General features: G+C 63.9%; 14 protein-coding genes and 3 pseudogenes. 4 read left to right on the forward strand and 13 right to left on the reverse strand.

Annotation, left to right across the window (positions count from 1 at the left end; genetic code table 11):
• Window positions 1-198: 198 nt before the first annotated feature.
• From BCAL_RS13945 to BCAL_RS06590, 6 genes are all read right to left on the reverse strand, one after another.
• Entirely contained in the window at window positions 199-1,338 is a 1,140-nt protein-coding gene (locus BCAL_RS13945) for a class C sortase (protein ID WP_043166771.1), read from the reverse strand.
• A gap of 22 nt (window positions 1,339-1,360) precedes the next feature.
• Window positions 1,361-3,301, reverse strand: coding sequence for an isopeptide-forming domain-containing fimbrial protein (locus tag BCAL_RS06570; protein ID WP_043166768.1), 1,941 nt, complete (start codon window positions 3,299-3,301; stop codon window positions 1,361-1,363).
• Between the two features lie 69 nt (window positions 3,302-3,370).
• A complete protein-coding gene (locus BCAL_RS06575) occupies window positions 3,371-6,073 on the reverse strand; it encodes a SpaA isopeptide-forming pilin-related protein (protein ID WP_043166766.1) in 2,703 nt (900 codons plus the stop codon).
• Between the two features lie 677 nt (window positions 6,074-6,750).
• Window positions 6,751-8,295 (reverse strand): amino acid permease, encoded by a 1,545-nt coding sequence (locus BCAL_RS06580; RefSeq protein WP_043166764.1) that lies wholly within the window; start codon window positions 8,293-8,295, stop codon window positions 6,751-6,753.
• 545 nt (window positions 8,296-8,840) lie between these two features.
• The gene (locus tag BCAL_RS06585) at window positions 8,841-11,564 is read right to left on the reverse strand and encodes an FtsX-like permease family protein (protein WP_043166762.1); all 2,724 of its coding nucleotides are present in this window, start codon (window positions 11,562-11,564) and stop codon (window positions 8,841-8,843) included.
• A gap of 13 nt (window positions 11,565-11,577) precedes the next feature.
• Complete coding sequence (locus BCAL_RS06590) at window positions 11,578-12,282, reverse strand: ABC transporter ATP-binding protein (protein ID WP_043166760.1); 705 nt, start codon at window positions 12,280-12,282, stop codon at window positions 11,578-11,580.
• Window positions 12,283-12,818: 536 nt separating this feature from the next.
• On the opposite strand from BCAL_RS06590, the pseudogene BCAL_RS06595 reads away from it, so the two are divergent.
• A pseudogene (locus tag BCAL_RS06595) lies at window positions 12,819-13,397 on the forward strand (TetR/AcrR family transcriptional regulator); the annotation flags it as partial.
• 294 nt (window positions 13,398-13,691) lie between these two features.
• A complete protein-coding gene (locus BCAL_RS06600) occupies window positions 13,692-15,170 on the forward strand; it encodes an amino acid permease (RefSeq protein ID WP_043166759.1) in 1,479 nt (492 codons plus the stop codon).
• A gap of 14 nt (window positions 15,171-15,184) precedes the next feature.
• Here BCAL_RS06600 and BCAL_RS06605 read toward each other — a convergent pair whose 3' ends face one another.
• Together BCAL_RS06605 and ilvC (BCAL_RS06610) are read right to left on the reverse strand one after the other, a co-directional pair.
• Window positions 15,185-16,594: an ATP-binding protein gene (locus BCAL_RS06605; RefSeq protein WP_043166758.1), complete on the reverse strand. Its 1,410-nt coding sequence runs from the start codon at window positions 16,592-16,594 to the stop codon at window positions 15,185-15,187.
• Window positions 16,595-16,899: 305 nt separating this feature from the next.
• Window positions 16,900-17,952 carry a ketol-acid reductoisomerase gene (ilvC, locus tag BCAL_RS06610; RefSeq protein WP_043166757.1) on the reverse strand — a complete coding sequence of 351 codons (1,053 nt, stop codon included), beginning with the start codon at window positions 17,950-17,952 and terminating at the stop codon, window positions 16,900-16,902.
• A 451-nt stretch (window positions 17,953-18,403) separates the two neighbouring features.
• On the opposite strand from ilvC (BCAL_RS06610), the gene BCAL_RS12725 reads away from it, so the two are divergent.
• Together BCAL_RS12725 and BCAL_RS06615 are read left to right on the forward strand one after the other, a co-directional pair.
• The gene (locus BCAL_RS12725; protein WP_081887317.1) at window positions 18,404-18,682 is read left to right on the forward strand and encodes a type II toxin-antitoxin system RelE/ParE family toxin; all 279 of its coding nucleotides are present in this window, start codon (window positions 18,404-18,406) and stop codon (window positions 18,680-18,682) included.
• Window positions 18,657-19,022, forward strand: coding sequence for a HigA family addiction module antitoxin (locus tag BCAL_RS06615; protein WP_081887318.1), 366 nt, complete (start codon window positions 18,657-18,659; stop codon window positions 19,020-19,022). Before BCAL_RS12725 ends, BCAL_RS06615 begins: the two co-directional genes overlap by 26 nt.
• A 182-nt stretch (window positions 19,023-19,204) precedes the next feature.
• On the opposite strand, the pseudogene ilvC (BCAL_RS06620) reads toward BCAL_RS06615, so the two are convergent.
• The 5 genes and pseudogenes from ilvC (BCAL_RS06620) to BCAL_RS06640 all read right to left on the reverse strand — a co-directional run bounded on the left by ilvC (BCAL_RS06620) (window position 19,205) and on the right by BCAL_RS06640 (window position 25,510).
• A pseudogene (gene ilvC / locus BCAL_RS06620) lies at window positions 19,205-20,256 on the reverse strand (ketol-acid reductoisomerase).
• 367 nt (window positions 20,257-20,623) lie between these two features.
• Window positions 20,624-21,975 (reverse strand): annotated as a pseudogene (locus tag BCAL_RS06625) (MFS transporter).
• 516 nt (window positions 21,976-22,491) lie between these two features.
• Window positions 22,492-23,604: a hypothetical protein gene (locus BCAL_RS06630; RefSeq protein WP_043166752.1), complete on the reverse strand. Its 1,113-nt coding sequence runs from the start codon at window positions 23,602-23,604 to the stop codon at window positions 22,492-22,494.
• Window positions 23,601-24,341 (reverse strand): ABC transporter ATP-binding protein, encoded by a 741-nt coding sequence (locus tag BCAL_RS06635; protein ID WP_152600401.1) that lies wholly within the window; start codon window positions 24,339-24,341, stop codon window positions 23,601-23,603. The genes BCAL_RS06630 and BCAL_RS06635 overlap by 4 nt, the downstream gene beginning before the upstream one ends.
• A gap of 35 nt (window positions 24,342-24,376) precedes the next feature.
• Complete coding sequence (locus BCAL_RS06640) at window positions 24,377-25,510, reverse strand: peptidoglycan-binding domain-containing protein (protein ID WP_043166750.1); 1,134 nt, start codon at window positions 25,508-25,510, stop codon at window positions 24,377-24,379.
• Between the last annotated feature and the right edge of the window lie 11 nt (window positions 25,511-25,521).

Raw genomic sequence — 25,521 nt, forward strand, 5'->3', positions numbered from 1 at the left:
TCACCCAACACCCATCACCCACCGCACACCCATCACGCACTCCCAACACCCATCGCGCGGTGTTTTACCCATGAAGCGGTGAGCCGTTTTGGCACATTGGCGGAATTCCGCCATTTTCCGTCACCGCGCGATGGGAGATACACCGCTTCATGGGACAATCACCGCGCGATGGACAGTGCGACCGCTCGATGGACACGATCACGGAGCATCGGCACCGGCACCGGCACCGGCACCGGCATCAGCATCAGCATCCGCATCCGCACCAGCACCGGCACCAGCACCGGCATCAGCCGCACGGTGACGCCCGGTACTTGACACGCGAAACACACGAATAGCACGGAACACTGCGGTGCCGGTGAGCGCGGCGAGCACGACCGCAACGGCAAGCGCCACCGCCCAGCCGGAGCGCAGCCAGGCATCGGGCGAAGCGGGGATGCGGATCGTGTGCGATCTCGCGGAACCGGACAGGTCGACGCCGGCGCGTTCGAGATCGCGGACGCGCTCGCCGGTGACCAGCAGTCGATGCGTGTTGACGCCATACGGCGTGCAGGTGAGGAGCGTGACCAGATCGCGGCCGGATTGCGACGCGAGCAGTCCGGGTTGCGACGTGCGCAGCGCGGACTCACCACCACCAACGGACTCGCCACCGCCCGCAGTTCCACCACCACCAACGGACTCGCCGACGCCCGCAACTCCGCCACCGCCCGCAGTTCCGCCGCCGCCCACCGCCACGGCATCCGGGTCCACGACGCGGATGCCGATGACGCGGTAGACGTGCGTGTCGCCGAGCACGGTGATGGTGAACGCGTCGCCGCGCTCGAGTTCGTCGAGACGCGTGAACAGTTCGGCCGACGGCAGCCCGCGATGCCCGGCGATCACGCTGTGATTGCCCATGCCGCCAATGGGCAGCGCGCTGCCGGGTACGTGGCCGACTCCGGCTGCGAGCGCGCGATCGCCGACGCCGTGGAACACCGGCAGTTTCAGGTCGATGACCGGGATCGCGAGTACGCCCATCACCCCGTCGCCGTTCGGATCGAGCAGATCCTCATAGCGCGGGGATGCGGCGAACGACCGGGACACGCCGCCGCCCGTAGCGTCCGCCGACACGTCGCCCGCCAATGCGGCGTTGTACCGTTCGGCTTCGGCGAGCAGGCGTTCGCGCCGCTCGTCCGAGACCGAACGGGACGCGCGATCGTAGCCGGCGATGATCTGTGCCTGATCGCGGCGGGCGGCGGATTCGGCGATCGCCGGGTACGCGCACAGGGCGATCCCGGCGAGGACCAGCATGGCGGCGATCGCGGACGGCAGGGCTCGCCGCACGCGCGATCGCACGCTCATGCGGTGTCTCATGCGCGGTGCCTCATCTGCGGCGTCGGCGCATCACCGCGGCCAGCGTCACGCCGCCGCCCGCGAGCAGGACACCGATGACGCCGAACGCGATCACGCCGGCGGCACCGGTGATCGGGAGTCCGCCGCGATAGTTCCGCACCTCCCTGTACGCGTAGCCGGCGGTCTTCTGTCCGACGACCGTGCCGGTGAATTCGACGTCGGTGTGGCCGCCTTCGGTCGCGGTGTCGACGATGCTGAACGGGATCGGCTGGGTGATGATGATGTATCCGTCGGGCGCCTGCGTTTCGGTGAGCGTGTAGGAGCCCGGTCGCAGACCGGAGATCCACAGTTGTCCGGAGTCGGACACCGTCAGATCGCGGGTGAGTGCACCCCGATCCTCGTCGACGATCCCGCCGTCGGCGTCACGCTTCGGCAGGCGATAGCGTCCGGATTCGGTGAGCGGAACCACGCCCTCATACGTGTCGGCGACATCGCCACCCAACGCGAAGACCGCGCCGGAGAGCGGCTTGCCGTCGCCACTGGTCTTGACGACCTCGAGACCGTACGAGAAGGCGGTCACGCGGTCCTTGTCGGTGTCGTGCGACTGGGAGTGATACAGGTCGTTCGAATACTCCAACGTCACCTCGTTCGGGTTGCCGGTCGGGCCGACGACGGCGCGATCGTTGACGATCGCCCGGTAACGCACGTGGATCGCGTCGTAGCCGCGGATGCCGTCGTAGTATGTGCCGCCCAGGTCGATGCGGAACGTGTACGCCCGCTCGTCGGCGCCGGAGCCCTCATCCGCTCCCACGCTCAGCCCGTACTGTTCGGCGGTGAGACGCGTTTCCGCGTCATCGCCGGCAGGTTCGGCGGATGCCGTGACGCCGTACACCTCGATCGACTCCCCAACGAGCGTCAGTCCGGCGGACATCGTGTCGGCGATCGTGAAATCGCGATGCATCGCATTGTTCGGGAAGACCGGCACGTCGGCGCGCAGGTCGAAAGTGACGGCGTCGCCGATCGCGATGACGTCCGAACCGGAATCCTTCGCGTCGCGGCCCGACACGTGTCCGTCGTCGCGCTGCTCGTTGATCGACTTGTCGACACCCGGGGACGAATGCTTGGCCACCGCCTCGAACCGTTCGGCGACGAGCCATTGCCTGCTTTCGGCGTCGTACTGCGGTGTGAGGTTCGCGATCACCGGCCGATGGACGCGCGGGCCGCCGGACGTGATCACGAGGTAACCGCCGAGCGGCAGTCCGGCGAAGGTCGCGACGGCGTCGGACGCGTCTCCTCCGCTCACCGCACCTGTCACGCCGGTGTGCGATTCAAGACCGGCGAGACCGTTCCCCTCGGATCCTTCGGTTCCTTTGGATCCGGCCGACCGCTCAGCGATGAACCTGGCGAGTCGATCGGCGAAATCGGCGATCTGCCCGGCCGTCGCGGTTGTCGGATCGCCCGTCTCATCGTTCTGCAGTCCGGCGTAGGCGTCGCCGACCGAATCGTCGTCCGCGATGAAATCGACGCCGTGCTTCGCGTCGTAGTCGCGCACGAACTCGCGCAGCGGTTCGGCCCACGCGTAGGGCGGTGCCGCGGGCGATGCGCCGTTCTCGTCGAGCTTCAGCTCGATGACCCGATGCGCGACGCTCGTCGACCCGGTTTCGACGCCGCGTACGACGAGTTCGGCGGTCGAATCCTTGGAAAGCGGAGTCCCGGTCGAGGCGACGGGCAGGGTGCCGGGATTGGCGGCGAGCGCCGCCGACGGCGCCAACGATATGCCAGCGATCAGCGCGATTGCGCCGATCACCGCCGCGACCGTACGCGACGCGACTGCACGGGTTCCCCGGAACCGGGAGAACCGTGGCGTTCGGCCGGATTCGCCGCCGTTCGGCCCCGGATCGGGCGTCGCCGCAACGACCGTATTCCGCACGTCACGCGTGCGAAGTGTGGACTGGTGATTGGTGAACATCATTGTTCCTTTCTGTGTGATTTATGTGATTGTTGTGCGATGCCATGGGCGGATGGTGAGCCGATGCATGCGTCATCGGCGGGCGTGGCGACGCGACGCGTGGGTGACGATCAGCGCGCCGACGAGCAGCAGCGTGACTCCGGCCGCCGCGATGGCGACGATGCCGCCGGCGCCGGTTTTCGGCAAGGTCGTGGTTTTGGTGACGTTCGTGAAGACGAAGATCAGCGGGCCGGTGAACGGTCGCTTCGGGTTCGGCGTGAATCCGGTGATGGAACCGTCTTCCGCCTTGATGGCCACGTTCGTCTGCTCGGAGTCGTAGGTGCCGAGCAGGGTCTTCTTGCCGACGACGGGCTTGCCGTCCGCGCCGGACGTCACCTTGGCGTAGTGCACCGTGGCGGCCAGTCCCTGATACCACTTGAACGTGTCGGAGGTCTCAGCCTCGTCCTCATCTCCGTCCGATTCATCGGCCGGTTCACCGTTTATCTTGAACTTGCCGAGCCAGTTCGGCCCGACGTCGACGTACACCTTGTAGGACACGCCTTCGGGGTTGTAGCTGACGCCGAGATCGAATTCGTCGACCTCCTCGGTGATGGTGAACTCGTATGATCCGGACTTGTCGAAGGTCAGCGGGCTGAAGTCGACGACGCCGTAGTGCTTGCCCAGTTTCGTGCCGGTCGACTTGACCCCGACCGTCTCGTGGATCTCGCCGCGACTGTCGGCGCCGTCGATGGTGAAGCGGAATCGATCGTCCTCGAACGCCTCGTCGCCGCCCTCGAGCGTTTTGGAGGCGGGGATGCGCAGGTACACCGGCAGCGGCCGGTCCCCGATCGTCACGATATCGGCGTCCGTGGCCGCACGATGATACACGCGCGATCCCGCGTCGACGCTGATCGTGGCGGTCGAACAGCCGAGCTGCCTGCCCTTGATCATCGCGTTGATCGCATCCTGCGCTCCGGCGGTGGTCTCGAACCGTTGCGTGGTGGCGGATTCGTCGCCCTTATCGCCGAACGTGACCGTGTACCCGCTTCCCTCCGCGGACGCTCCGGACAGATCCGGCTTGCCGTCGTCGCCGATCGGGGCAGCCTCGGCGAGCGGCTTGAGACCCTCTCCGCTCGCCGTGAAATCGTTGACCGCGATGGCCTTGCCGCCGTTTCTGACGTACACGCCGTCGTCCACGCGGATCGTGTCGAGTTTGGAGGTGCGGGTGATGTTGTTCGTGGCGGTGTACCAGCTGGACGCGTTCCTGAAGTTGTCGGCGCGACCGGTGACGCCGTCGACGAGCACCTCGGCCTCGCTCCCCTGCCCGCCGGTGATCGACGGGCCGGTGATCGCGTTGTCGCCGTCCGTGCCGACGACCGTGACCTTGACCGGATTCGGATCGGGCAGGTCGTAGCCGGCCGGCGGGGCGATCTCCTTGAGGTAGTAGTCGCCCGGCTGAAGGTATTCGAACCGCACGACGCCGTCCTCGCCACTGTCCGCGACGTCGGTCTCCTTCATCCTGATGCCGCCGTTCTCGTCACGTTGGATCTGGCCGGCCACGGTGAGGTCCGCCTGACGCGCTGGCTTGGTGGCGGCCTTGTCCTCGTAGAGGCGGAATCGCGCGTATCGCAGCGGCTGCTGGTTGGTGGCGTCGATCTTGCGCGCCGTGACGTCGCCCAGAATCACCGCCTCTCCGGAGATGTGCACGGCGCTCAAATAGGTGACGCTGGTGCGGTAGTGATAGTCGAGGGATTGTATTTGTTCAACGGTACCGCCGAAATGGCGGTAGAGCCGGTTGAACGCCAGTCGCTCGGTGTACTCGCCGTCATCACCGCAGGCCGGGATCGACATCGTGACGGTATTGTCTTTGGTGGAGACCCGGTCGGTCGGATGCTGCGTGGTCTCAGGGTCCGTTCGATACTTGAACGTCGGAGTGATGTCGGTCGGATGCACGGTTTTGCCGGGTGATTCGGTCGATTCCGTCGAGCCGGCCGCGCTGATGGGAGTCAGGTCGACCGGTGCCCCGCGCCCGGTAAGCGTCGTGTCGATGACGACCGACGCGTCCTTGCCTTTCGGATTGCGCAGCATCGAAACGGAGAGGTTGTTGAGTGCGGTCGTTTCAAAGAAATGCTGACCGCTACGCGACCTAGTCAGGTTGTACTCGTACGGCCGTTTCGGCAGCACGGTCAGGTTGATCGGAGACAGCTCGATCGCCGGACCTTCCGGCGTATTGTACGGCAGTTCGCCTTCGCCGGCCGGCTCGTATGCGTCCTCGATGAACGCCAGGCTCTTGTGCGAACCGGTGTCGGCGATCTTCAGTACGCCCACGTTCGTGAGCAGCGTGACGCCGGTCAGCACCGCACCGTCCTCCAACGGGCGCGACACGGTGATCGTCGTGTGGTCCGGGTCATCGATGCCGAAATAGGAGATCACGTCCGCGGCGGAATCGGGCACGCCCTGCGGTGCGTGCTCGAGTTGCTCATCCGTGTAGTCCTGACCGGAGTCGCGGATCGCGTCGTACACCGCGTCGGCGAACACGGCCGAATCGGGGAACTGCTCGTCGATGTAGCCGCGTACGTCCGCCCACGTCACGCCATCCGGCAGCGTGGTGGACGACGGGCCTTCGGCGACGATCGTCGTGTCGGCCGCATCCCTGTCCGCGGCAACGGCGACGGAACCGCCGCGGACCGAGGCGAACCCGGTGACGGCCACCGGGGCCGCTGCCGCTACGGACGCCGGCGACAATACGGTCAGCAGCATCACCGCGACGGTCAGACACGTCCCCGCCCTGCACATCAGGGATTCCAGTGCACGGCGTTTCGTCGGCGTCGGCCGTGCCGATCTTGCCGGCCAGATCGGCCTTGTCGTGTCCCGTGTTCCTGAAGTTCTCCGTCTCCGCGAGGCTCCCGGCCCGCAGATTCCGCGGCCATTCGGCCTAGTGGTATGCCATTCGTGCCTCATCGCACGTCCTTCCCTAGAAATGTGTCGTTATGCGTCCCCCGAACCCCGATCCGGCGTTCAGACGAAGCGATCCCGCACACGAGTCGTCATCGACCCGCACCGAGGAACCGCTGTTCGAACGGTCCCATGCGAAGAAGACAGCCCGACACATCGCAATCAGAACAGATTCAGCCGGTCGATGACCTTCCACCAGCAGATGAGCACCACGCCCAAGGCCATACAGATATCGGCTACACGTCGATCCACCGCCAGAAAAAGACTGCAATGCCGCCGATAACGCCATCTCGGGCGGACATGCCACGAACAGGCGGGCGATCCAACGCGTGCGCGCGCCTCTTTACACGCGCATCGCGACCACAACACTCCCGGCCTCCCCTGCGTCACATATGCGTCTTCACAGTTCTTTCACGCATATCGCGCGCAGCACGCCGACAATTGCGGATCGCCCGCCAGCGGAACCCACTGACGGACGAGATCGGAGTCGCACCCGGCCGACCGCCAGAGCCACGAACTCAGCGGCCCAACGCGGCCTTGAGATCGCGGTTCTGGAAATGATCGTGCAGCAGGCAGTAGCCGCCGAACACGGCGAGCCACACCAGACCGGCGATCGCGGAGCCGATCGTGTCCGAGGCGAGGAACAGCGTCACATAGATGAACACGAAGAACACGATCGCAATGGTGTTCGTCACCTTGTAGGCCGGCATCACGAAGCCGTCGGGGATGAAATCGGCCGAACGGCGGTAGCGCCGATGCGCGACCATCGTCAGAATGTAGATGAAGATGATCACCGCGGACGAGGCGGACGAGAACAGCACGAACGCGCTCGACACCTGCGGGAACGCGTTGATCACCGGCGACAGCAGCACCAGCGCGGCCGACACGAGGATCGCACGCGCCGGCACGCGACGCTTCGAGACGACGCCTACCTTCTGGAACGCCGGCGACTCCGACTCGATCGCCAGCTGGTAGAGGTGACGGCCGGCCGAGTACAGCAGCGAGTTCAACGACGACGACGCGGCCGTGATCACCACGAAGAACACCAGCGCGGACGCCCAGTTCAATCCCGCGTACTGGAACACCATGATGAACGGGGAGGCGAACGAGCCGTCCTTGTTCGGTTTGAACGTGGTCCACGGCACGATGCACATGATCGCCACCAGCGCGCCCACGTAGAAGATCAGGATGCGCATGATGATCTCGTTGATCGCCTTCGGCAGCACCTTGCGCGGATTCTGCGTCTCCGACACCGTCACGCCGACGAATTCGATCGCCTCATACGCGAAGAACACCATCTGGAAGCTCATCAGGAACGCCAGCCAGCCGTTCGGCGCGATCGAGAAGTTCGTGAACAGGTTGTCGAGACCCGCATGACCGGCGGGCGACGGCGCGCTCTGGCCGACGATCTGCACGGAGTCGTAATGGTAGCCGATCACGACCATGACCACGGCGGTGACGATCATCGCGCAGATCAGTGTGATCTTGATCATTGAGAACCAGAACTCGGCCTCGCCGAACGCCTTGACGGCGATCAGGTTGATGGTGGCGAGCACGACGAGGAACGCCAGCTCGATCAGCCATTTCCACGCGCTCAGGTCGATGCCGAACGTGTTGAAGAACGTGATGAAATACGTCGAGACGGCCGTGATCTCGGTCATGCCGATGAGCACGAGCACGATCCAGTACGACCATCCGGCGAACTTGCCCCAGCCGTTGCCGAGGTAGCGGGTGATGAAGTTGATGAACGTGTGCTGGCTCGGATCGCGGTACATCATCTCGCCGATCGCGCGCATCAGCATGAACATCACCAGTCCGACGCCGATGTACACGAACACGATGCTCGGTCCGGTCAGGGCGATCGACTTGCCGGAGCCGAGGAACAGGCCGGTGCCGATCGTGCCGCCAATGGCGATGAACTGGACGTGGCGATTGTTGAGGCCGCGATCCATCTCATTGTTCGCATCGAGGCTCTCGACGGATTTCAGGGTCGCACCGTCCGCGCCTGCGCTCGTGCCACCTACGCCGTTCATGCCGCCCGAACGCGTGTTCGCATCGCTCATACAGCCGACCTCACTTCTCGATTCGCGTGTTCAATGCAGGTTCAAACTGTAGCACCGGACCGGACGAAGAAGTTCATTCAGTTCAATTATCATGTAACGCCTCTGTGAACTTTGCACATCCGAGTTCAATTTTTCTCTTGCGCTTTGCGACTCAAAATTGAACTTTGTTGTTCCAGCGGGGCCGCGTGGGGGCGGCGGTCCGCTATTGTGGACACGCTCCGGGCCGAGCCGTCAATGGACAGTCCAGTGGACTGTCCATAGGCGAGGGGAGCAGCTATGCTGCGACGATTGCGCGCAGCGCAATGGGCCAAGTCTTTACGGTCCGCAACAGCGGACCGCCGCCCTCACGCTCCGTTTCGGCATTCCGTTACGTTTCAGCGTATATTTCGCGATTCCGATTCTTCCGCTTCTTTCGTAACGTTTGCATGAACGAGGAGGGCAGGGCGGTTTGCCGTGCCGGACCGTAGGCTTGGCCGAGCGGCCTTGAGCGTGTCCGGCATGGCAAACCGCCCTGCCCTCCGGACCCAGCATTACTTACTACTACGCTATTCGATGCTTTTCAGCGAGACGGCGGGGTCGATGCGGTCTAGGACTGGGTTGGTGAGGAGCTGGACCAGTAGTGCGAAGGCGAGGGTCACTGCGGCGGCGATCAGATAGCTCGCGGGATGCACGTGGACCTCGAAGTACATGCCGGGCATGTTGAGGGCTGCGGTCAGCAGACCTCCGACCCAGCGCCCCAGAGGCAGTCCGACCACGATGCCAACGAGGGTCAGGATCATCATCTCCTTGTTCACGTACGTGTGCACTTCGCGATCGTAGAAGCCGAGCACCTTGAGCGTGGCCATCTCGCGCACGCGTTCGGACACGTTGGTGTTGGCGAGCGTGAACAGCACGACCAGCGCGAGTCCGCCTGCGAGCCCGACGATCAGGGCGACGACCGCGGCCATGAGCTTGAACTCGAAGCTCCGCTCGAGCTTGGCGTTGCTGACGGCGCTCAGCACCTTCGCGTCGCGGCCGAGCTTGGCGGCATAGTCGATCTGGTCGTCGTCCGAATCCTTCAGGTTCGCGTAGATCGCATTCAGTTCGACGCCGTCGGAGACCGTGTCGGACGCGTCGTCCCCGGCGTCCGCGCCGAACAGCTGCTTGTAATAGGCGGTGGTCATGTACAGGTCGGAACCGATCACGGACTCGCTGACGGCGTAGACGCGCGCCTTGGCGCGTTCGGAATCGCCGTTGCGCAGGGTGATTTCGTCACCGGCCTTGACGCCGAGCGAGGCCGCGGCGGATCGCGAAACGATCACGCCGGAGCCGGTGAAGGTCGGCGAAGCGGCGGCCCCGGTACCGGCGGTATCGCCCAGCTTGATCTCATCACCAGTGTGGTAGTCCCCCATCGTGCCGTCGGCGACGACACGCAGATCGGCGATCCGTCCCAAGTCGCCGGCGGCCGGCACGGCGACGAGCTGGACGGTGGTCGACTCGTCGGCGGCGTTGGTCATCTCGCCGTTGTCGATGCGTGCGGGCGTCATCGCGCCGTCGAGTTTGCCGTCGCCGCGCAGTCGCTGCTCGACGGCGGCGAGATCGTCGTGATCGGTGACGACCATCAGGTCGTAGCGGTAGATGTCCTGATACTGGCGCGCCGGGATCGCGTCGACGCTGTCGTTGATCGCGAGGCCGCACACGATCAGCGCGGTGCAGCCGGCCACGCCGCCGACCGTCATGATCAAGCGCGATTTGAATCGCATGATGTTGCGCACGGTCACCTTGTTGAGGAATCCCATGCGACGCCACACCGGGCGCACGCGTTCGAGCAGGACGCGCGTGCCGGCCTTCGGTGCCTTCGGACGCATCAGCGCGGCCGGCGTCTGGCGCAGTTCGCCCGCGCACGCGACGATGGTCGCGACGACGATGCCGACGACGAACAGGGCGATGCCGGCCGATCCGTACACCCAGTCGTATTCGAGACGCACGCCGGGCACCGTGTACAGGCCCTGCAACACGACAAGCAGGAACGCGGGAATCCCGATGAAACCGGCGACGAGTCCCAGTCCGCCGCCGATCAGGCAGGCGAGCGCGGCGAACAGCACGTAGCGGGCGGCGATCGCGGCCGGCCCGTAACCGAGGCCGACGTAGGTGCCGATCAGGCCGCGCTCCTCCTCGACCATGCGGGTCATCGCGGTCAGGCTCATCAGCACGGCGACGGTCAGGAACACGACCGGGAACGCGCGGCCGATCGATTCGATCGAGCTCACGTCGGATTTGAGCTGGCTGAACCCGCCGATCGCGGAACGTGTGCTCACATACCAGCGTGCCTGCGCGATCTTGTCGGGCACCTGCGCACGCTGCTGGTCCAGTTGCGCTTGCATTTGCGCCTGCACTTCGGCAGGCTGCAGACTCGCCTTGGCTCGGGCGTCGTCGATCTTCCGCTGGGCCTCGTCGATGAGCTGCTGACGGCGCGCCTTCTGGCGTTGCGACTGGATCTGCTCGGTGATGCGGTCGACGACGGCTCTGACGGTCCGATCGTAGCGGTCGGAGAACGTGTCCTCGGTCTTGGCGCCGCTCACGGTGAGGCTGATCGAGGTGTAGACGTCGCCGGTCACGCCGTCGGAGGGCGCGAAGAACGCGTAGTCGGAGGCGGCGTTGTTGCGGAACGCCTCGCTGCTGATGCCGTCCGGGTTGCTCAGGTCCGCGAGGTCGAGCACCTGCCCGGTGATGGTGAGCTGCGTGGGGAATGAGGGCGAATCGTCAGCGGAATCCGTGTTGGCATCATCCGTGGCGACCGGGGTGACGGTGAGTTTGTCGCCGATCCTGTAGCCGCTGTCCTTGAGGAACTTGCGGGTGACGGCCACCTCGCCGGCCCTTGTGGGCATGCGGCCGGATTCAAGATATGGTCGGTCGAGAGCCGCGGCATCGCCCGAGCCGCCGCCGGCGCCGCCGCCCGCGATCTCGTTGATCGTCACGGTCTTCTCGGCGCCGTCGATCGGCACCTTGACGGCCTGGCTGCGCATGCCCTGCACGGTTTCGACGCCGTCGACCGCGCGCAGGGCGTCGACGTCGTCGGACGTCAGCCCGAGCGTGGAGACCACCTGGATGTCACGCAGACCCTGCGCATCGTAGAACCGGTCGGCGCCGCGGAACATGTCGCGGCATCCCGCGTAGATGCCGGTGAGCACGGCCACGCCGAGCAGCGAGATCACCGCGATCGACACGAATCGCTTCCACGAGCGCAGCCAGCAGCGCAGCATGTCCTTGACGAACGCGCGTCCGGTCATCACACGCCTCCTCTCACCATTCGATGTCGGCGATGGGCGTCGGATGCTCGTTGACCTCGGCGGCGGTCACGCGGCCCGAACGGAAGTGGATCACCTTGTGCGCCATCGGGGCGAGCGCCGAGTTGTGGGTGATGATCATCACGGTCATCCCCTGCTCGCGGCAGATGTCCTGCAGCAGGGTGAGCACCTCCTTGCCGGTCTCGTAGTCGAGCGCGCCGGTCGGCTCGTCGCACAGCAGCAGCTTCGGCTTCTTCGCGATCGCGCGGGCGATCGACACGCGCTGCTGCTCGCCGCCGGACAGCTGCGCGGGGAAGTTGTCAAGCCGCTCCCCCAGCCCGACCTTGCGCAGCGTGTCGGCCGGGTCGAAATGGTCCGGGCAGATCTGCGACGCCAGTTCGACGTTCTCCAGAGCGGTCAGATTGGGCACGAGATTGTAGAACTGGAACACGAATCCGATGTCGTTGCGACGGTAGGTGATGAGGTCGCGTTTCCTGAGGTCCGTGATGTCGCGGCCGCCGACGACCACGCGACCGGAGGTGGCGGTGTCCATGCCGCCCAGAATGTTCAGGGCCGTGGTCTTGCCAGCGCCCGACTGGCCGAGGATCACGGTCAGCTCGCCCGGATCGGCGGTGAAGCTTGCGCCGTCGAGCGCCCGGATCGGCCGCCCGCCGCCCGTCGGATACTCCTTGACCACGTTGTCGAATTCGATGTACGCCATGTCGCTCACCTCCGCCGCAAACACCCGTCCGCTCATACACGCACGGCCCGGACTTCGAGTTGATGAATGCTATCATCAAGTAAAACAACACTGTGTCGGTTCCACAACCAACAGTCGAGTCGATAAATGTCGGACGCCGGTCATAACCATTCGATCCATGCCCGTCTAACTTTCCTCAGCCATCACATTCAGGCCCACACACCCGATACCATCCCGATTCCATTCAGCGAATGACCATAAAACATTGGATTTTCAACGTCTTCACCATCGGCCGCAGCAATATCAGTAACTTTCCCTAACTTTCCCGATGGAGGATAATGCATGTATGGAGAATCTGACGCTATTGGTGAATGAACTTGCCAAGCAACCAGCCGAAACCGAATGGCTGGAGTTCAAGCACAACCAAATGAGCCGACGCTCGCGTGACAACGAGCCGGGAAACGCAGGAACGGCAACGTCAGTCGCACTCGCCATTCCATGGAAATCAACTTTCCTCAACTTTCCGGAATTGAACTATCGAGCAGAAAGGCAACATCATGGGCAAAGAAGCCAAAGAGGCCAAAGGTCTGACGGAAAGCCGACGGACGCGCTATACCCGAGCCGCGATGCAGGACGCACTCATCGAGCTGCTCCGCGATCAGGCGCTCGGTGACATCACCGTCAAAGCCTTGTGCGAACGGGCGGACGTGAACCGATCCACGTTCTACGCCCACTACTCCAGCATCGAAGAGCTGCTGCACGATATCGAGGACGACACCATGGCATGGGTCACGGCCGCGCTCGACCAGCTCATGAAGCAACCGGACCCGGCAGGCATCGAACACATCATCGAACGCGTGTGCCGATACATCGCCGACAATCGCAATCATCTGCAAGTGCTGATGAGTCCGAAGGCGGACGTCGGATTCCAACAGCAACTGCTCGAACTGATTTACGGCAGACAATCAATGGTCGAGCGGATGCAGACCGGCGCCGCCACACCGCAGGAGGCGCAGATGCGCATGCGGTTCGCCGTCTCCGGCAGTATCGGTCTCATCCAACACTGGCTCGCAACCGATCTCGCCGCCACCCCGGAATCCGTGGCGCACATCATTTTCACGATGTCCATTCCCGCCAATATGGCCGGGCAACGGACAGGTGAACCGGAACAGCCTGGCTCCGACACTGCCTGCGAACGCCGGACAAGCGCGTGACGGGGCGAAACGGACTGTCACACAACTTATCCGTCATCGCAGATGCCTCATACACAAACACTTCCGCAAACGACTACGACTCTGGCTGTGAAACGCGTCACACAGTATGACAGCCGTACAATACTGCTGTCCATGATGCCGCATCGCACGGATGCACCAGCACCCGCCCAATCCCAGACGGTATCGCACAATAACACGAGAGAAAAGAGAATATCCATGAGCGCTGCAAACGCGCCACAGCCCAACAAGCCGCGCGAGACCGACGACGTGCCGGTGCCGGCGACGCTGCGCAAGTCGCTGAAGAACCGCCATATCCAGCTGATCGCGCTGGGCGGCGCGATCGGCACGGGCCTGTTCTACGGCTCGAGCGAGTCGATCGCGCTGGCCGGCCCTGCGATCCTGCTCGCCTACCTGATCGGCGGCCTCGCGATCTTCATGATCGTGCGCGCGCTGTCCGAAATGAGCGTCGAGGACCCGAAGGCGGGCGCGTTCAGCTACTACGCGACGCGATACTGGTCCAAGCGCGCCGGATTCATCTCCGGCTGGAACTACTGGTTCAACTACATCCTCGTCTCCATGGTGGAGCTCGCGGTGGTGGGCTCGTTCGTCAACTACTGGTTCCCGGCGATTCCGACGTGGGTGTCGGCGGCCGTGTTCCTCGTCGTGATCTGCGCGGCGAACCTGCTGGGCGTCTCCAAGTTCGGCGAGTTCGAGTTCTGGTTCGCCATCATCAAGATCGTCGCCGTGATCGCGATGATCATCGGCGGCCTCGCCGTGATCGTCTTCGCCTTGCCGACCGATTCGGGCGTCAAGGCGAGCTTCGCGAACTGGTTCACCGTGGGCGATGGATTCCTGCCGAACGGCCTGATGGGACGCGCGTCCGACGGCTCGTGGACGGGCCTGCTGATGGCGCTCGTCGTCGTGATGTTCAGCTTCGGCGGCACCGAACTCATCGGCATCACCGCCGGCGAGACCGAGGATCCGAAGACCACGATCCCGCGCGCCACCAATGACATCATCTGGCGTATCCTCGTGTTCTACATCGGCGCGCTGGGCGTGATCATGGCGGTCGTGCCGTGGAACACGATCGACGGCAAGTCGAGCCCGTTCGTGCAGATCTTCGACTCGGTGGGCGTGCACGCGGCCGCCGGTATCTTGAACTTCGTGTGCCTCACCGCCGTGATAAGCGTGTACAACTCCGGCCTGTACGCCAACTCGCGCATGCTGTACTCGCTGGCCAAGCAGGGCAACGCCCCCGCGTTCCTCGGCCGCTTGAACGCGCATGGCGTGCCGGTGGCGGGCGTGCTCACGTCGGCCGTGATCACCGCGTTCGCCGTGGTGGTCGTGTTCGTATGGCCCGATTTCGCGTTCAACTATCTGATGTCGATCGCCACGATCGCGGGCATCATCAACTGGACGATGATCATGATCACCGAGATGAAGTTCCGTCGCGTGGTGGCGGCCGGCGGCGCACCCGAGGACACCGATCTGGCCGGGCTCTCGGGTCAGGAGGCGCTCGACGCGATCCACTTCAAGCTGCCGTTCGCGCGCGTCACCCCGTGGGTTGTGCTTGCGTTCCTCGCGCTCGTCGTGGTGCTCATGTGCTTCTCCGCCAGCTATCGCGTGGCCGTGATCGCCGGCGTGATCTGGCTGGCGATCCTGTTCGTCGCCTATCAGGTGAGCAATAGGAAATAACGCGTAACAGCGAATCAGTCGAACAGCTCGTCGACACCGACCAGCCGAACATCGGATTCGGATGACGCGGCGTCGTCGAGCAACGGTTGCGTGAAACCGCCAAGCGAGAACAGCACATACGTGCGACGGTCAATCCCCGTGCGCGAGGCGCGGTCGCGCAACAGGTTCAGCACCGAGCGATCCACCGGAGTATTACGGAACTTGCACTCACCCATGATCGCCGCCGCCCCCGATCCATCGACTGCCATCACGTCTATCTCATCACGCCGGTCCCACCAACGCCCGACCTCGCGCGCGTGGAACGGCAGACGCCCGGCTATGCTCTCGCGCCACACCCACTCACGACATAGCGCTTCGAACGGCTTGCCCGCGAAATCATGCAGCACCGGCCCGACATGCCGTTCGTACACGCCGTCCACATCGCCCCGCTCCAGTTCCGAGCGGTAGGGAAACACGAACGAATACCAGAATCGGAAGAAGTTGTCGCTCAACTGGTATAGGCCCCGAGCACCCTTCGCCCGCTCCTTGAGTTTCGCGGTGACCGGGAACTCGCGCTCCACGATGCCGAGTTCCATGAGATTGGCGAGATAGGACGAGACCGTAGCATTTGTCATCATCGCGTGTGTGGCGATTTCGTTCAGCGAGGTGGCGCCAAGCGCGATGGCCCGTATCACACTGTTGTATTTCGCCGTCTCCCGCAGCTCCTCATGCAGCAAGAACTCGACTTCGCTGTACAGCGGGGAGATGCGCCGCAGGATGTGGCGCTTGATGTTCGCCTCTATGGACTCGTCCGGGTCGAACTCCTCAAGGTACCGGGGGATGCCGCCCAACATCGCGTATGCGAGCACCTTGTCCTCACCGCCGTAGTCGGGGAAGAACCGCACTGCATCCCAATATGGCAGAGGCAGCATCTTCAGAATGCCGGTCGCCCGACCATACAACGGCGACTTCTCTCCCAACAGCTCCTTCTCGATGAAGCTCATAGCGCTGCCGCAGATGACGATCATCAGATTCGCATTGTGCAACGTGTGATCCCAGAGATTCTGCAGTACCGACGGCAGTGACGGATCAGACTTGACCAAGTACGGGAATTCATCGAACACGACCAGTCTTCGCGCGCCGCCCCTCGGCTCGGGCAATCGTGCCAACTCGTTCAACGCGCTCTCCCAGGAGGGGTAACGGCTGAGGTAGTCCCGACCGGGGGCGCCGGCCTCGAACATCAGGCGGGAGAACGATTCCAGCTGCTCCTCCTTGGTGGCGTTCTGGGCCGCGAAAAACAGCGTTTCCTTGCCGTGCGAGAAATGACTGAGGGTCTCGGTTTTTCCCACGCGCCTCCGACCGTATACGAACACCAGCTGCGCCTTGCGCGCGGCGAAACATTCCTCAAGTTGATTCAGATCGTCTTCACGCCCGATGAATGCCATGACGCCTCCCTTGCTGTTCGCGGCCCTTGCCTCCGTCACTGCGTCGTCGGATAGCTTATTGCATCACGATTTATTGTATCACGATTATAATAATTAAGATAAGATAATGTCTACGCTGCAGCGAATCGTTCTCATTAAGAAAAGTGTGAGCCGATCGCACGGGATCGCCCACGATCGCCCATAGACGAAAATCCCCGAAACCAGCGGAAGGAAGCTGATTTCGGGGATTATTCATGTTCGATTGACGCAGCGTCAACCCTCACACGTTTGTTAGTGAGAACGATTCGCTGTACGCCTTAGATCGCTCACTGCACCTGAGCGCGGGCGATCTTGCCGGTGAAGGAGTTGGCCTCGTCGGCATCCTTGACGCCGTCCTTGTTCCAGGAGAACATGGCGCGCAGCTTCGGGCCGACGGTCTCGATGCGCTCGTTGGAGTACTTCTCCTGCAGCTCCTTGAAGTGCGGGGCACCGGCATCCTGATCGTCGATGAACTCCTTGGCGAAGGAGCCGTCCTGGATGCGGCCAAGGTGGTACTCCATGCGCTTGCGGCAGTCCTCGTTGATGACGGTGTTGGTGTAGTCGCCGTACTGGGCGGTGTCGGAGCAGGACCAACGGGCCTTGTTGAGGCCACCCTCGTTCATCAGGTCGACGAGCATCTTGAGCTCGTGGCACACCTCGAAGTAGGCGATCTCCGGCTGGTAGCCGGCGTCGGTCAGGACCTCGAAGCCCATCTCGACGAGCTTGTTGACGCCGCCCATGAGCACGTTCTGCTCGCCGAAGAGATCGGTCTCGGTCTCCTCCTTGAACGTGGTCTTGATGGCGCCGGCGCGCAGAGCGCCGAGGGCCTTGGCGTAGGCCAGGGTCAGCGCCCAGCCGTCGCCGCGCGGATCCTGCTCAACGGCCACGACGACCGGGACACCACGGCCGGCGGCGTACTCACGACGCACGATGTGGCCCGGGCCCTTCGGGGCGACCATGAAGACCGGGTGATCCTCGCTCGGCTTGATGTAGCCGTAGTGGATGTTGAAGCCGTGGGCGAACGCGACGGCCGCGCCCGGCTTGATGTTGGGCTCGATGTCGTTGGCCCAGATCGTACGCTGGTACTGGTCGGGGGCGAGGATCATGATCACGTCGGCCTCGGCGGCGGCCTCCGGGACGGACTTGACCTCGAGCCCCTGCTCCTTCGCGAAGTCGACGGACTTGGAGGTCGGACGCAGGCCGACGACCACGTCGACACCGGAATCGCGCAGGTTCAGCGCGTGGGCGTGGCCCTGAGAGCCGTAGCCGATGATCGCGACCTTCTTGCCTTCGAGCACGGAAAGATCACCGTCGTTTTCATACCAGATCTGTGCAGCCATGTAGCACTCCTTTAACTTGCGTACCTTCCGCGACGTACGGTTCGCGCGGTCGGCACACGGTGTTGTTGTGGTTGCGCATGTAGCGCATGTGGCGTTCGTCCGTGTCCGCCGGATTGCCGGTCGATGTTCCGGTGTTCCGGCCGCGGGGTCGGGGCGATGCCAGGCGTTGAGGATTGTGTCCTCGAAACTGGGCTCCATCCTACCGACACGCGCCCCGCCGGCACGTTTGCGTCCACAAGGTGGGCCAAATCACGACTTTGTGAACCATATCGTGGACGTAGCCATACTGCGACCACGATGCATCTGCAACTCGCCCGGTTATCCACATATCCACAAACATCGGAGTTCAATTATGAGATCACCGTATCGGCGCATACCGTGGCTATCGACGGAACAACGGACGGCAACAGCGACGGCGTTGCCAATACTTCTGTAAGGCGGTAGTATTGTTATGCGATTCAATGACAGACTGCTGGAACGCTACTGGGCAACCGGACGATACCCACCACAGTTTCCGCAGGGACTGCAACGTGTGTTGATGAGAAAACTGCAGATGCTGGACGCCGCCGACTATCCGCAGGCATTGCGAATACCGCCCAGCAATCGGCTCGAGGAGCTGAGGGGGAATTTGAGTGGCCGGTACAGCATTCGAGTCAACAAACAGTGGCGATTGGTATTTGGCTGGGACGACAAGGAGGCCTGCGATGTGCGATTCGAAGACTATCACTGAGCACATCACCTGCAATCCGGCTAGCACCGGATCCTACGGAAGGAAGTTCGAGGACGCCGAAGTGCTATCGACTCCTGGCGAGATTCTCGAAGAAGAGTTTCTGGAGCCGTTGGGCATATCTCATTATCGACTGGCGAAAACCATAGGAGTATCTCAGTCGGCGATCAGCGACATCGTGCACGGTCGTAGGGCGATCACCGCGCGTATGTCACTGCTGCTCGGCATGGCGCTAGGAACGGGACCGCATTTCTGGCTCAATCTGCAGAACACCTATGATCTTAAGATCGCCGAGGCGAACGGACTGCCCGACATTACGCCACTCGTGGCGCGGGAGGCGTGATTCGAAAACACGACCCAACGCGCGCCCGCACATCCATACGCCCACGCTTCCGCATTACATATGGACGCCAATATACGATAAGGCCGCCAAACCGATGAAGATCGGAATGGCGGCCTTTGGTCATACGACTTCAGTCGCGTTTAGGCGACGCTCATGCGGCCAAGCTGAGGGCCGCGCCGGGCTCACTGAACCTGGGTACGAGCGATCTTGCCGTTGAAGGACTCGGCCTCGTCCTGATCCTTGGCCGGGCCGTTGTTCCAAGAGAACATGGCGCGCAGCTTCGGGCCGACGGTCTCGAGGTGCGGGTGGGAGAACTCCTCCTGCAGCTTCTTGAACTTCGGAGCGCCAGCGGCCTGATCATCCATGAACTCCTTGGCGAAGGAGCCGTCCTGAATGCGCTTGAGCTGGTACTGCATGCGCTTCTTGGTCTCCTCGGTGATGACCGTGGAGGTGTAGTCGCCGTACTGGGCGGTGTCGGAGCAGGACCAACGGGCCTTGTTCAGACCACCCTCGTTGGCGAGGTCGACGAGCATCTTGAGCTCGTGGAAGACCTCGAAGTAGGCGATCTCCGGCTGGTAGCCAGCCTCGGTCAGCACATCGAAGCCCATGTCGCACAGGTGGTTGATGCCGCCCATGAGGACGTCCTGCTCGCCGAAGAGATCGGTCTCGGTCTCCTCCTTGAACGTCGTCTTGATGGCGCCGGCGCGCAGAGCGCCGAGGGCCTTGGCGTAGGCGAGGCACAGCGGCCAGGTCTTGCCATCCGGGTCCTGCTCGACGGCCACGACGACCGGGACGCCACGGCCGGCGGCGTACTCACGACGCACGATGTGGCCCGGGCCTTCGGGGCAACCATGAAGACCGGGTGATCCTCGCTCGGCTTGATGTAGCCGTAGTGGATGTTGAAGCCGTGGGCGAAGGCCAGAGCGGCGCCCGGCTTCAGGTTCGGCTCAACGTCCTTCTTGTAGACGGCGGCCTGGTACTGATCCGGCAGAAGGATCATGACGACGTCAGCCTCGGCGACGGCTTCCGGGACGGACTTGACCTCGAGGCCCTGCTCCTTGGCGAACTCGACGGACTTGGAGGTCGGACGCAGGCCGACGACCACGTCGACACCGGAATCGCGCAGGTTCAGCGCGTGGGCGTGGCCCTGGGAGCCGTAGCCCAGGATGGCGACCTTCTTGCCATCGAACACGGACAGATCGGCGTCCTTCTCGTACCAGATAGTTGCTGCCATGATTGGCACTCCTTTATGTTGTTCGGTATGCCGAACGAAAACTGCACGCCCGGCAATCGGTGAGATTGCTGACGGCCTTCGGCGAGAAAGGATTGTGTCCCTTGACGTTGAAAGTCATCGATCACTGGGTCTTATTTCTAGTCGCCCGGTGACTGACGCGGTCCCTCGCGTCCAAATATTGAGTTGTGATTTTCAGTTATGAAATCTTGCCGGACTACAGCTGGAATGTTGGGCTTCAGCCGTAGTCGATAGTCCCCGTGGATCCCCTTGTCAGGGGAGCTGGCCCGCGAAACGGGACTGAGGGGTAGTCTCTCCCCCAGTCAGCTTCGCTGACAGCCCCCTCATCAGAGGGGGCCGAGCAAGGAAGTCACTTGGTGAAATCGACGTCCTTGGTTTCCCTGCAGGTCAGCACCGCGACGAGGCAGCACACGGCCATCACGCCGAGGTAGATGCCCACGGAGTGCACGCCCCAGTGGGAGGACAGCCAGGTGGCGATGGTCGGCACGAAGGCCGCGCCGACGATGGCGGCGAGGTTGTAGCCGATGCCGGAGCCGGAGTAACGCACGTTGGCGTCGAACAGCTCGGGCAGGAACGCGCCGATCGGGCCGAAGGCGGTGCCCATCAGGCGAAGCCGACGCACAGGAACACCATGTTCGCGAAGAAGTTGCGCTGGCCGACGATCTGGCCGTTGAGCAGGAACGGGAACAGGGCGGCGAACACGACGAGGGCGCAGGAGGAGAAGGTGATCACGCGCTTGCGGCCGAGCTTATCGGCGTTGACGCAGGAGATCACGATGAACAGGGCGAACACGCAGATGGCGATCATCAGCATGAGCAGGTACTCCTGGTTGGTGAAGCCGAGGCCACCGCCGCCCTCGCCCTGCTCCTTGGTGCCCCATGCAAGGGACCAAGTGGCGAGCGTGTAGAACAGCGTGTAGGTAACGGCCACAAGGAAGGTGGCCTGAAGGACCTGCTTCCAGGACTTCCTGAAGACCTCGGTGAGCGGGGACTTGACGACCTTCTTCTGTTCCTGGGCCATGCGGAAGATCGGGGTCTCCTCCATGTGGACTCGGACGACGAGGCCGACGATCACGAGGATCGCGGACAGCAGGAACGGCACGCGCCAGCCCCAGGCGAGCATCGCGTCGGAGTCGTTGAAGGATTCGAGGATGAAGTAGGTGCCGTTGGACAGGAAGAATCCGATCGGAGCGCCGAGCTCCGGGAAGGAGCCGTACAGGGCGCGCTTGTCCTCAGGCGCGTTCTCGGTGGCGACCAGCGCGGCGCCGGACCATTCGCCGCCGAGGCCGATGCCCTGGATGAAGCGCAGCAGGCACAGCACGGCGACCGCCGCGACGCCCCACTGGTCGTAGGTCGGCAGGCAGCCGATGAGGAAGGTGCCGATACCCATCGTTATCAGGGAGACGACCAGCGTCGTCTTGCGGCCCATGCGGTCGCCGAAGTGGCCGAACACCAGCGAGCCGAGCGGGCGGGCGATGAACGCGATGGCGAAGGTCAGCAGGCTCATCAGCAGGGCGACGGTCGGGTTGTCCTTCGCCGAGAAGAAGATGTGCGGGAAGTAATTGGCCGCTGCGGTGCCGTAAGCGTAGAAGTCGTAGAATTCGATGGCCGTGCCGACCATGGATGCTGCGATCACGGTCTTGACCGAATCGCGGGCCAGGCTCTTCGCCTTGCCTGCTGCGGTCGTGTCGACTGAAGTCATGAGAGGAATCCCTTCCAATCTCGTTTGGTTCTTGTCTGTTCTCTTCCGGGAATGCTTGCCATTGGATCGCCCCGATACCGTAGACCCGGCGCCTTGTGGGCTGTGGGCCGCGGACCTTGAAAGGACGCACAATGAAAAAGCCCCGCTATCTTGCGCAGGGCTTCAAACGTGATCGATGCTTGCCGCCCTGCCTTCGCCAGCGGGGCTCAAGCTCATCAAGCCGAAATCAGTCCGCCAGCGAAGACGGGATAATAATTCGTGCGGACAGCAGAGCGACGTTAACGACGGTCAGAACCAGTTCGCTAACGGTGTTGAGGGCAGTGTATCCAGTCATCGCGGCGGCCTCCTTTCGGTCTCGAAGTATGTCATCAAGCGGCTTGTCTTGGCTTTCCGCTCGATCTGGACACAGAACATAGGCGCGCGTAATGTGACAAACCAGCGGGGGTTCACTATGTGAACAGCGTCACTGTTCGTAATACGGCGGACACGGGAAACAGGTGTTCGGGCGTCGGGCGTCTATCGGGTCTTGAAGTAGTGGAAGAGCTGGGATTCGCGGATGGTGAGTGCCGTGAGCAGGGCGGCGACGAGCGCGCCGGCGAGCAGGGCGATCGGCGTGCGGATGGCGGTCTGGAACACGGCCAGCGGATCGGAGGTGACCATGCGCGCGCAGTATGCGCCGATCAGGCTAATGGAGACGATGGTGCCGGCCCCGGACCAGACGAGGGTCTCGACGCCGACGCCGAACAGCTGCGCGCCCTTGGACTGTCCCGAATGCAGGGCCCCGGCGTATTCGAGCCGGCGTCGACGCACCGCGATCACGCCCATGAGCAGGCCGATCGCGAGACCGGCGTAGGGCATGCTGCGCGTGGGGCGGTTCGCATGGGAGGCCTGCGCGTCGTAGTGGGAGTCGAAGCCCTTGTTGAGCGCTGTCACGCCGGCCGAGCCCGGGGACGCGCCGGCGACGTCGGGTACGCGCGCCACGGACAGCAGCAGCGTGTCGAGCACACTGTCGGCGGGCCATTGCTTGGCCCAGCATTCCTCGAACGTGCCGTCCGACGGCGATACGGGTGTGACGATCGCGTACGCGAAGCGGGTGTCGCGTCCGTCGTTGGGCCAGTCGAACACGCCCGCGACATGGGTCGCGCCTTTGTCGGTGGGCAGCGGGGAGCCGGTGGTCAGTCCGAAGTCGCGGGCCATGGCGGTGGACACCCATACGCCGGATGCGTCCGCTCGGCGCGTGTGATCCGTGGCCGTGATCAGGCGGATCATGCCGGGGGTCGCCTCGTAGGAGGACACGTCACGGCCCGGGGTGGCCAGCGGGGTGACCTGCGGCCCCTGACGCATCGCGCCGGACACGGACGGCAGTCCCGACGAGGACGCGGATGAGGATGCGGGCGCGGCGAGGGCGTCGCATGCGGCTCCGTCGACAGGCGCGCCAACCACGGTCTTGACGTCCGCGTATGCGCGGATGCGCGTGACCGCCTGCGATTCGAGCGTCTCGACCGATACGGCCTCATAGCCGCCCAGCAGTCCGCCGGCCAGAAGCACCGCGATCGCCATCACGAGCGCGTGCGTCGTACCCGCACCCACGTTGCGCCATGCCTCGGAAAGCACCGCCCATAGTCTCATCGCGACTCCTCCCCCTGTGCGCCGGTCCCTACGGCGTCCATATCGGCCATGTCCACATCGGCCGCATCGTCGTCGGCGCGGATGCCGGGCGCATAGTCGGCCAGATCGATGATCCGTCCGCATGCGTCGCGCGTGTCCGGATCATGGGTGGCGACCAGCACGATCATGCCCCGGCCCGCGAGATTGCCCAGCACGTGGCTGACCGAGCGGGCCGTGCGCGTGTCGAGCTGGGCGGTCGGCTCGTCGACCAGCAGCATGTCCGGACGCGAGCACACCGCCCGGGCCAGCATCAGCCGCTGCGCCTCACCGCCCGACAGGTCGCTGAATCGACGGTCGGCCGCGTACCCCAGATCGAACAGGCCCATCGCCTCCATGGCGAGCGGTTCGGCGTCGCGCCGACGCATGCCCTTGCACAGCAGCGGGAAGACCACATGGTCCAGAGCCGTTCGTCCGGCCACTCCGTACGGGTTCTGGAACACCCAGCCGATACGGTCGATCCCATGGCGTTCCACGCTTCCGGCGTACGGCTTCTGCCAGCCTGCGAGGATCGACAGCAGCGTCGATTTGCCGCATCCGCTCGGTCCGCATACCGCGACCGTCTGGCCGGGCCGCACCGTGAAGTCAAGCCCTTCGAACAGCAGGTCGGTGCCCGCGAACCGGTGCGCCAGTCCGTGCACCGACACGTAGCGGTCGCCGCCGGCATCGTCGATGCCGTGCGACCGCACCGCCGCGTCCATGGATTCGCCCGTTGTCGCCACCATCCCTGCCGCCTCTACCGCCCGCATGACAGGCCGTCAAGCGCGCGTCCGATGGTCACGCGCGTGATCGAGGAGGGGTCGATCGAGGCACCCGATGCGTCCGTGGGGCTTACGAGACTCGCGCCCAGTTCACCGCCGATGATCGTCACCCTGACCGGATCATCCGATCCGCGACCGCCGCTCGTCCCCTTGGATGAGGCGGGCACGATGCATCCGGACTGTCCGTCGATGCCGAACACGGCTCCAGAGGGCACGCGCAGCACGCGGATCGGCTCGGGCAAGGTCACGGTCGCGTCGAATCCCGTCGACCGCGCATCCTTCGGCATGCCGGTGAATTCCGGAGTCGCGGCGACCTTCGCACAGAACCCGGCATCGGTCACTTCGGTGGCGCCGGCCGGCAGGGTGCCGCTCTGGCCCAGGACCGTGATCGTACGGTCCCGATCGGAGGGCTGGCCGTTCTTGATGGCGAGTTTGACGATGGTGCCGCCGATCGAACCGACCGAGCTGCCGGCCGTGACCGAGAGCCCCTGAGACGCGGTCCACGAGCCGACCGCAACCTGCGGTGACGGGATCCACAGGGTGTCGGCGAGGGCGAGCGAACCGTCGGACGTGTTGCCGTTGTCCTTCATCAGCTGGCTCACGCCCTGCACGGTGCGCCACGTGTACCTGTTCGAGCCGGGCGAGGACCGGTAGCCCAGACGGTTGAGCTCGTCGTTCAGCGCACGCACGTCGTCGCCCGTATCGTTCGCCTTGAGATCGCGGTACAGGGGGGATGCGGTCGCCAGAGCCACGACCATGCGATCGTTGACCCGGTATGCGCGGCGCCCCGACGTCAGTCCTTCGCCCGACCAGTCGGTCGTCACCGTGCCGGTCGCGTTGCCGATCAGCTCCCGATCGGCGGACATCGTCGGCACGACCGTGACCTGCTGGCCACCCGAATACTCCTGCACGCCCGCCGGCGCGCTTGTCGCCTCGCCGCCGGCTCCCAGTAACGCCGGCGCGCGATCAGGCAGCCACAACGCGCACGCCCACACCGTGAGCGCCGCCACCGTGATCACGGCCAGCAACAGCCAGACCACCGGAACCGTACGGGCACGTGACCCCTTCGTCCGTTCCCGCTTGGACCGCAATCCCTGCTTTCCCCTCATGACTTCCCCCA

Origin of the sequence: Bifidobacterium callitrichos DSM 23973 (assembly GCF_000741175.1) — a bacterium.
In the GTDB taxonomy this organism is placed as follows: domain Bacteria; phylum Actinomycetota; class Actinomycetes; order Actinomycetales; family Bifidobacteriaceae; genus Bifidobacterium; species Bifidobacterium callitrichos.

Excerpts from the sequence above, each read along its gene's own strand:
- BCAL_RS06585 (WP_043166762.1), bottom strand. The coding sequence starts at position 11,564 with ATGACCGGACGCGCGTTCGTCAAGGACATGCTGCGCTGCTGGCTGCGC.
- BCAL_RS06635 (WP_152600401.1), bottom strand. The coding sequence starts at position 24,341 with ATGGACGCGGCGGTGCGGTCGCACGGCATCGACGATGCCGGCGGCGAC.
- BCAL_RS06570 (WP_043166768.1), bottom strand. The coding sequence starts at position 3,301 with ATGATGTTCACCAATCACCAGTCCACACTTCGCACGCGTGACGTGCGG.
- BCAL_RS12725 (WP_081887317.1), top strand. The coding sequence starts at position 18,404 with ATGCGATTCAATGACAGACTGCTGGAACGCTACTGGGCAACCGGACGA.
- BCAL_RS06600 (WP_043166759.1), top strand. The coding sequence starts at position 13,692 with ATGAGCGCTGCAAACGCGCCACAGCCCAACAAGCCGCGCGAGACCGAC.
- BCAL_RS06630 (WP_043166752.1), bottom strand. The coding sequence starts at position 23,604 with ATGAGACTATGGGCGGTGCTTTCCGAGGCATGGCGCAACGTGGGTGCG.
- BCAL_RS06575 (WP_043166766.1), bottom strand. The coding sequence starts at position 6,073 with ATGTGCAGGGCGGGGACGTGTCTGACCGTCGCGGTGATGCTGCTGACC.
- BCAL_RS06605 (WP_043166758.1), bottom strand. The coding sequence starts at position 16,594 with ATGGCATTCATCGGGCGTGAAGACGATCTGAATCAACTTGAGGAATGT.
- BCAL_RS06580 (WP_043166764.1), bottom strand. The coding sequence starts at position 8,295 with ATGAGCGATGCGAACACGCGTTCGGGCGGCATGAACGGCGTAGGTGGC.
- BCAL_RS06615 (WP_081887318.1), top strand. The coding sequence starts at position 18,657 with ATGTGCGATTCGAAGACTATCACTGAGCACATCACCTGCAATCCGGCT.
- BCAL_RS06640 (WP_043166750.1), bottom strand. The coding sequence starts at position 25,510 with ATGAGGGGAAAGCAGGGATTGCGGTCCAAGCGGGAACGGACGAAGGGG.
- ilvC (WP_043166757.1), bottom strand. The coding sequence starts at position 17,952 with ATGGCTGCACAGATCTGGTATGAAAACGACGGTGATCTTTCCGTGCTC.
- BCAL_RS13945 (WP_043166771.1), bottom strand. The coding sequence starts at position 1,338 with ATGAGCGTGCGATCGCGCGTGCGGCGAGCCCTGCCGTCCGCGATCGCC.
- BCAL_RS06590 (WP_043166760.1), bottom strand. The coding sequence starts at position 12,282 with ATGGCGTACATCGAATTCGACAACGTGGTCAAGGAGTATCCGACGGGC.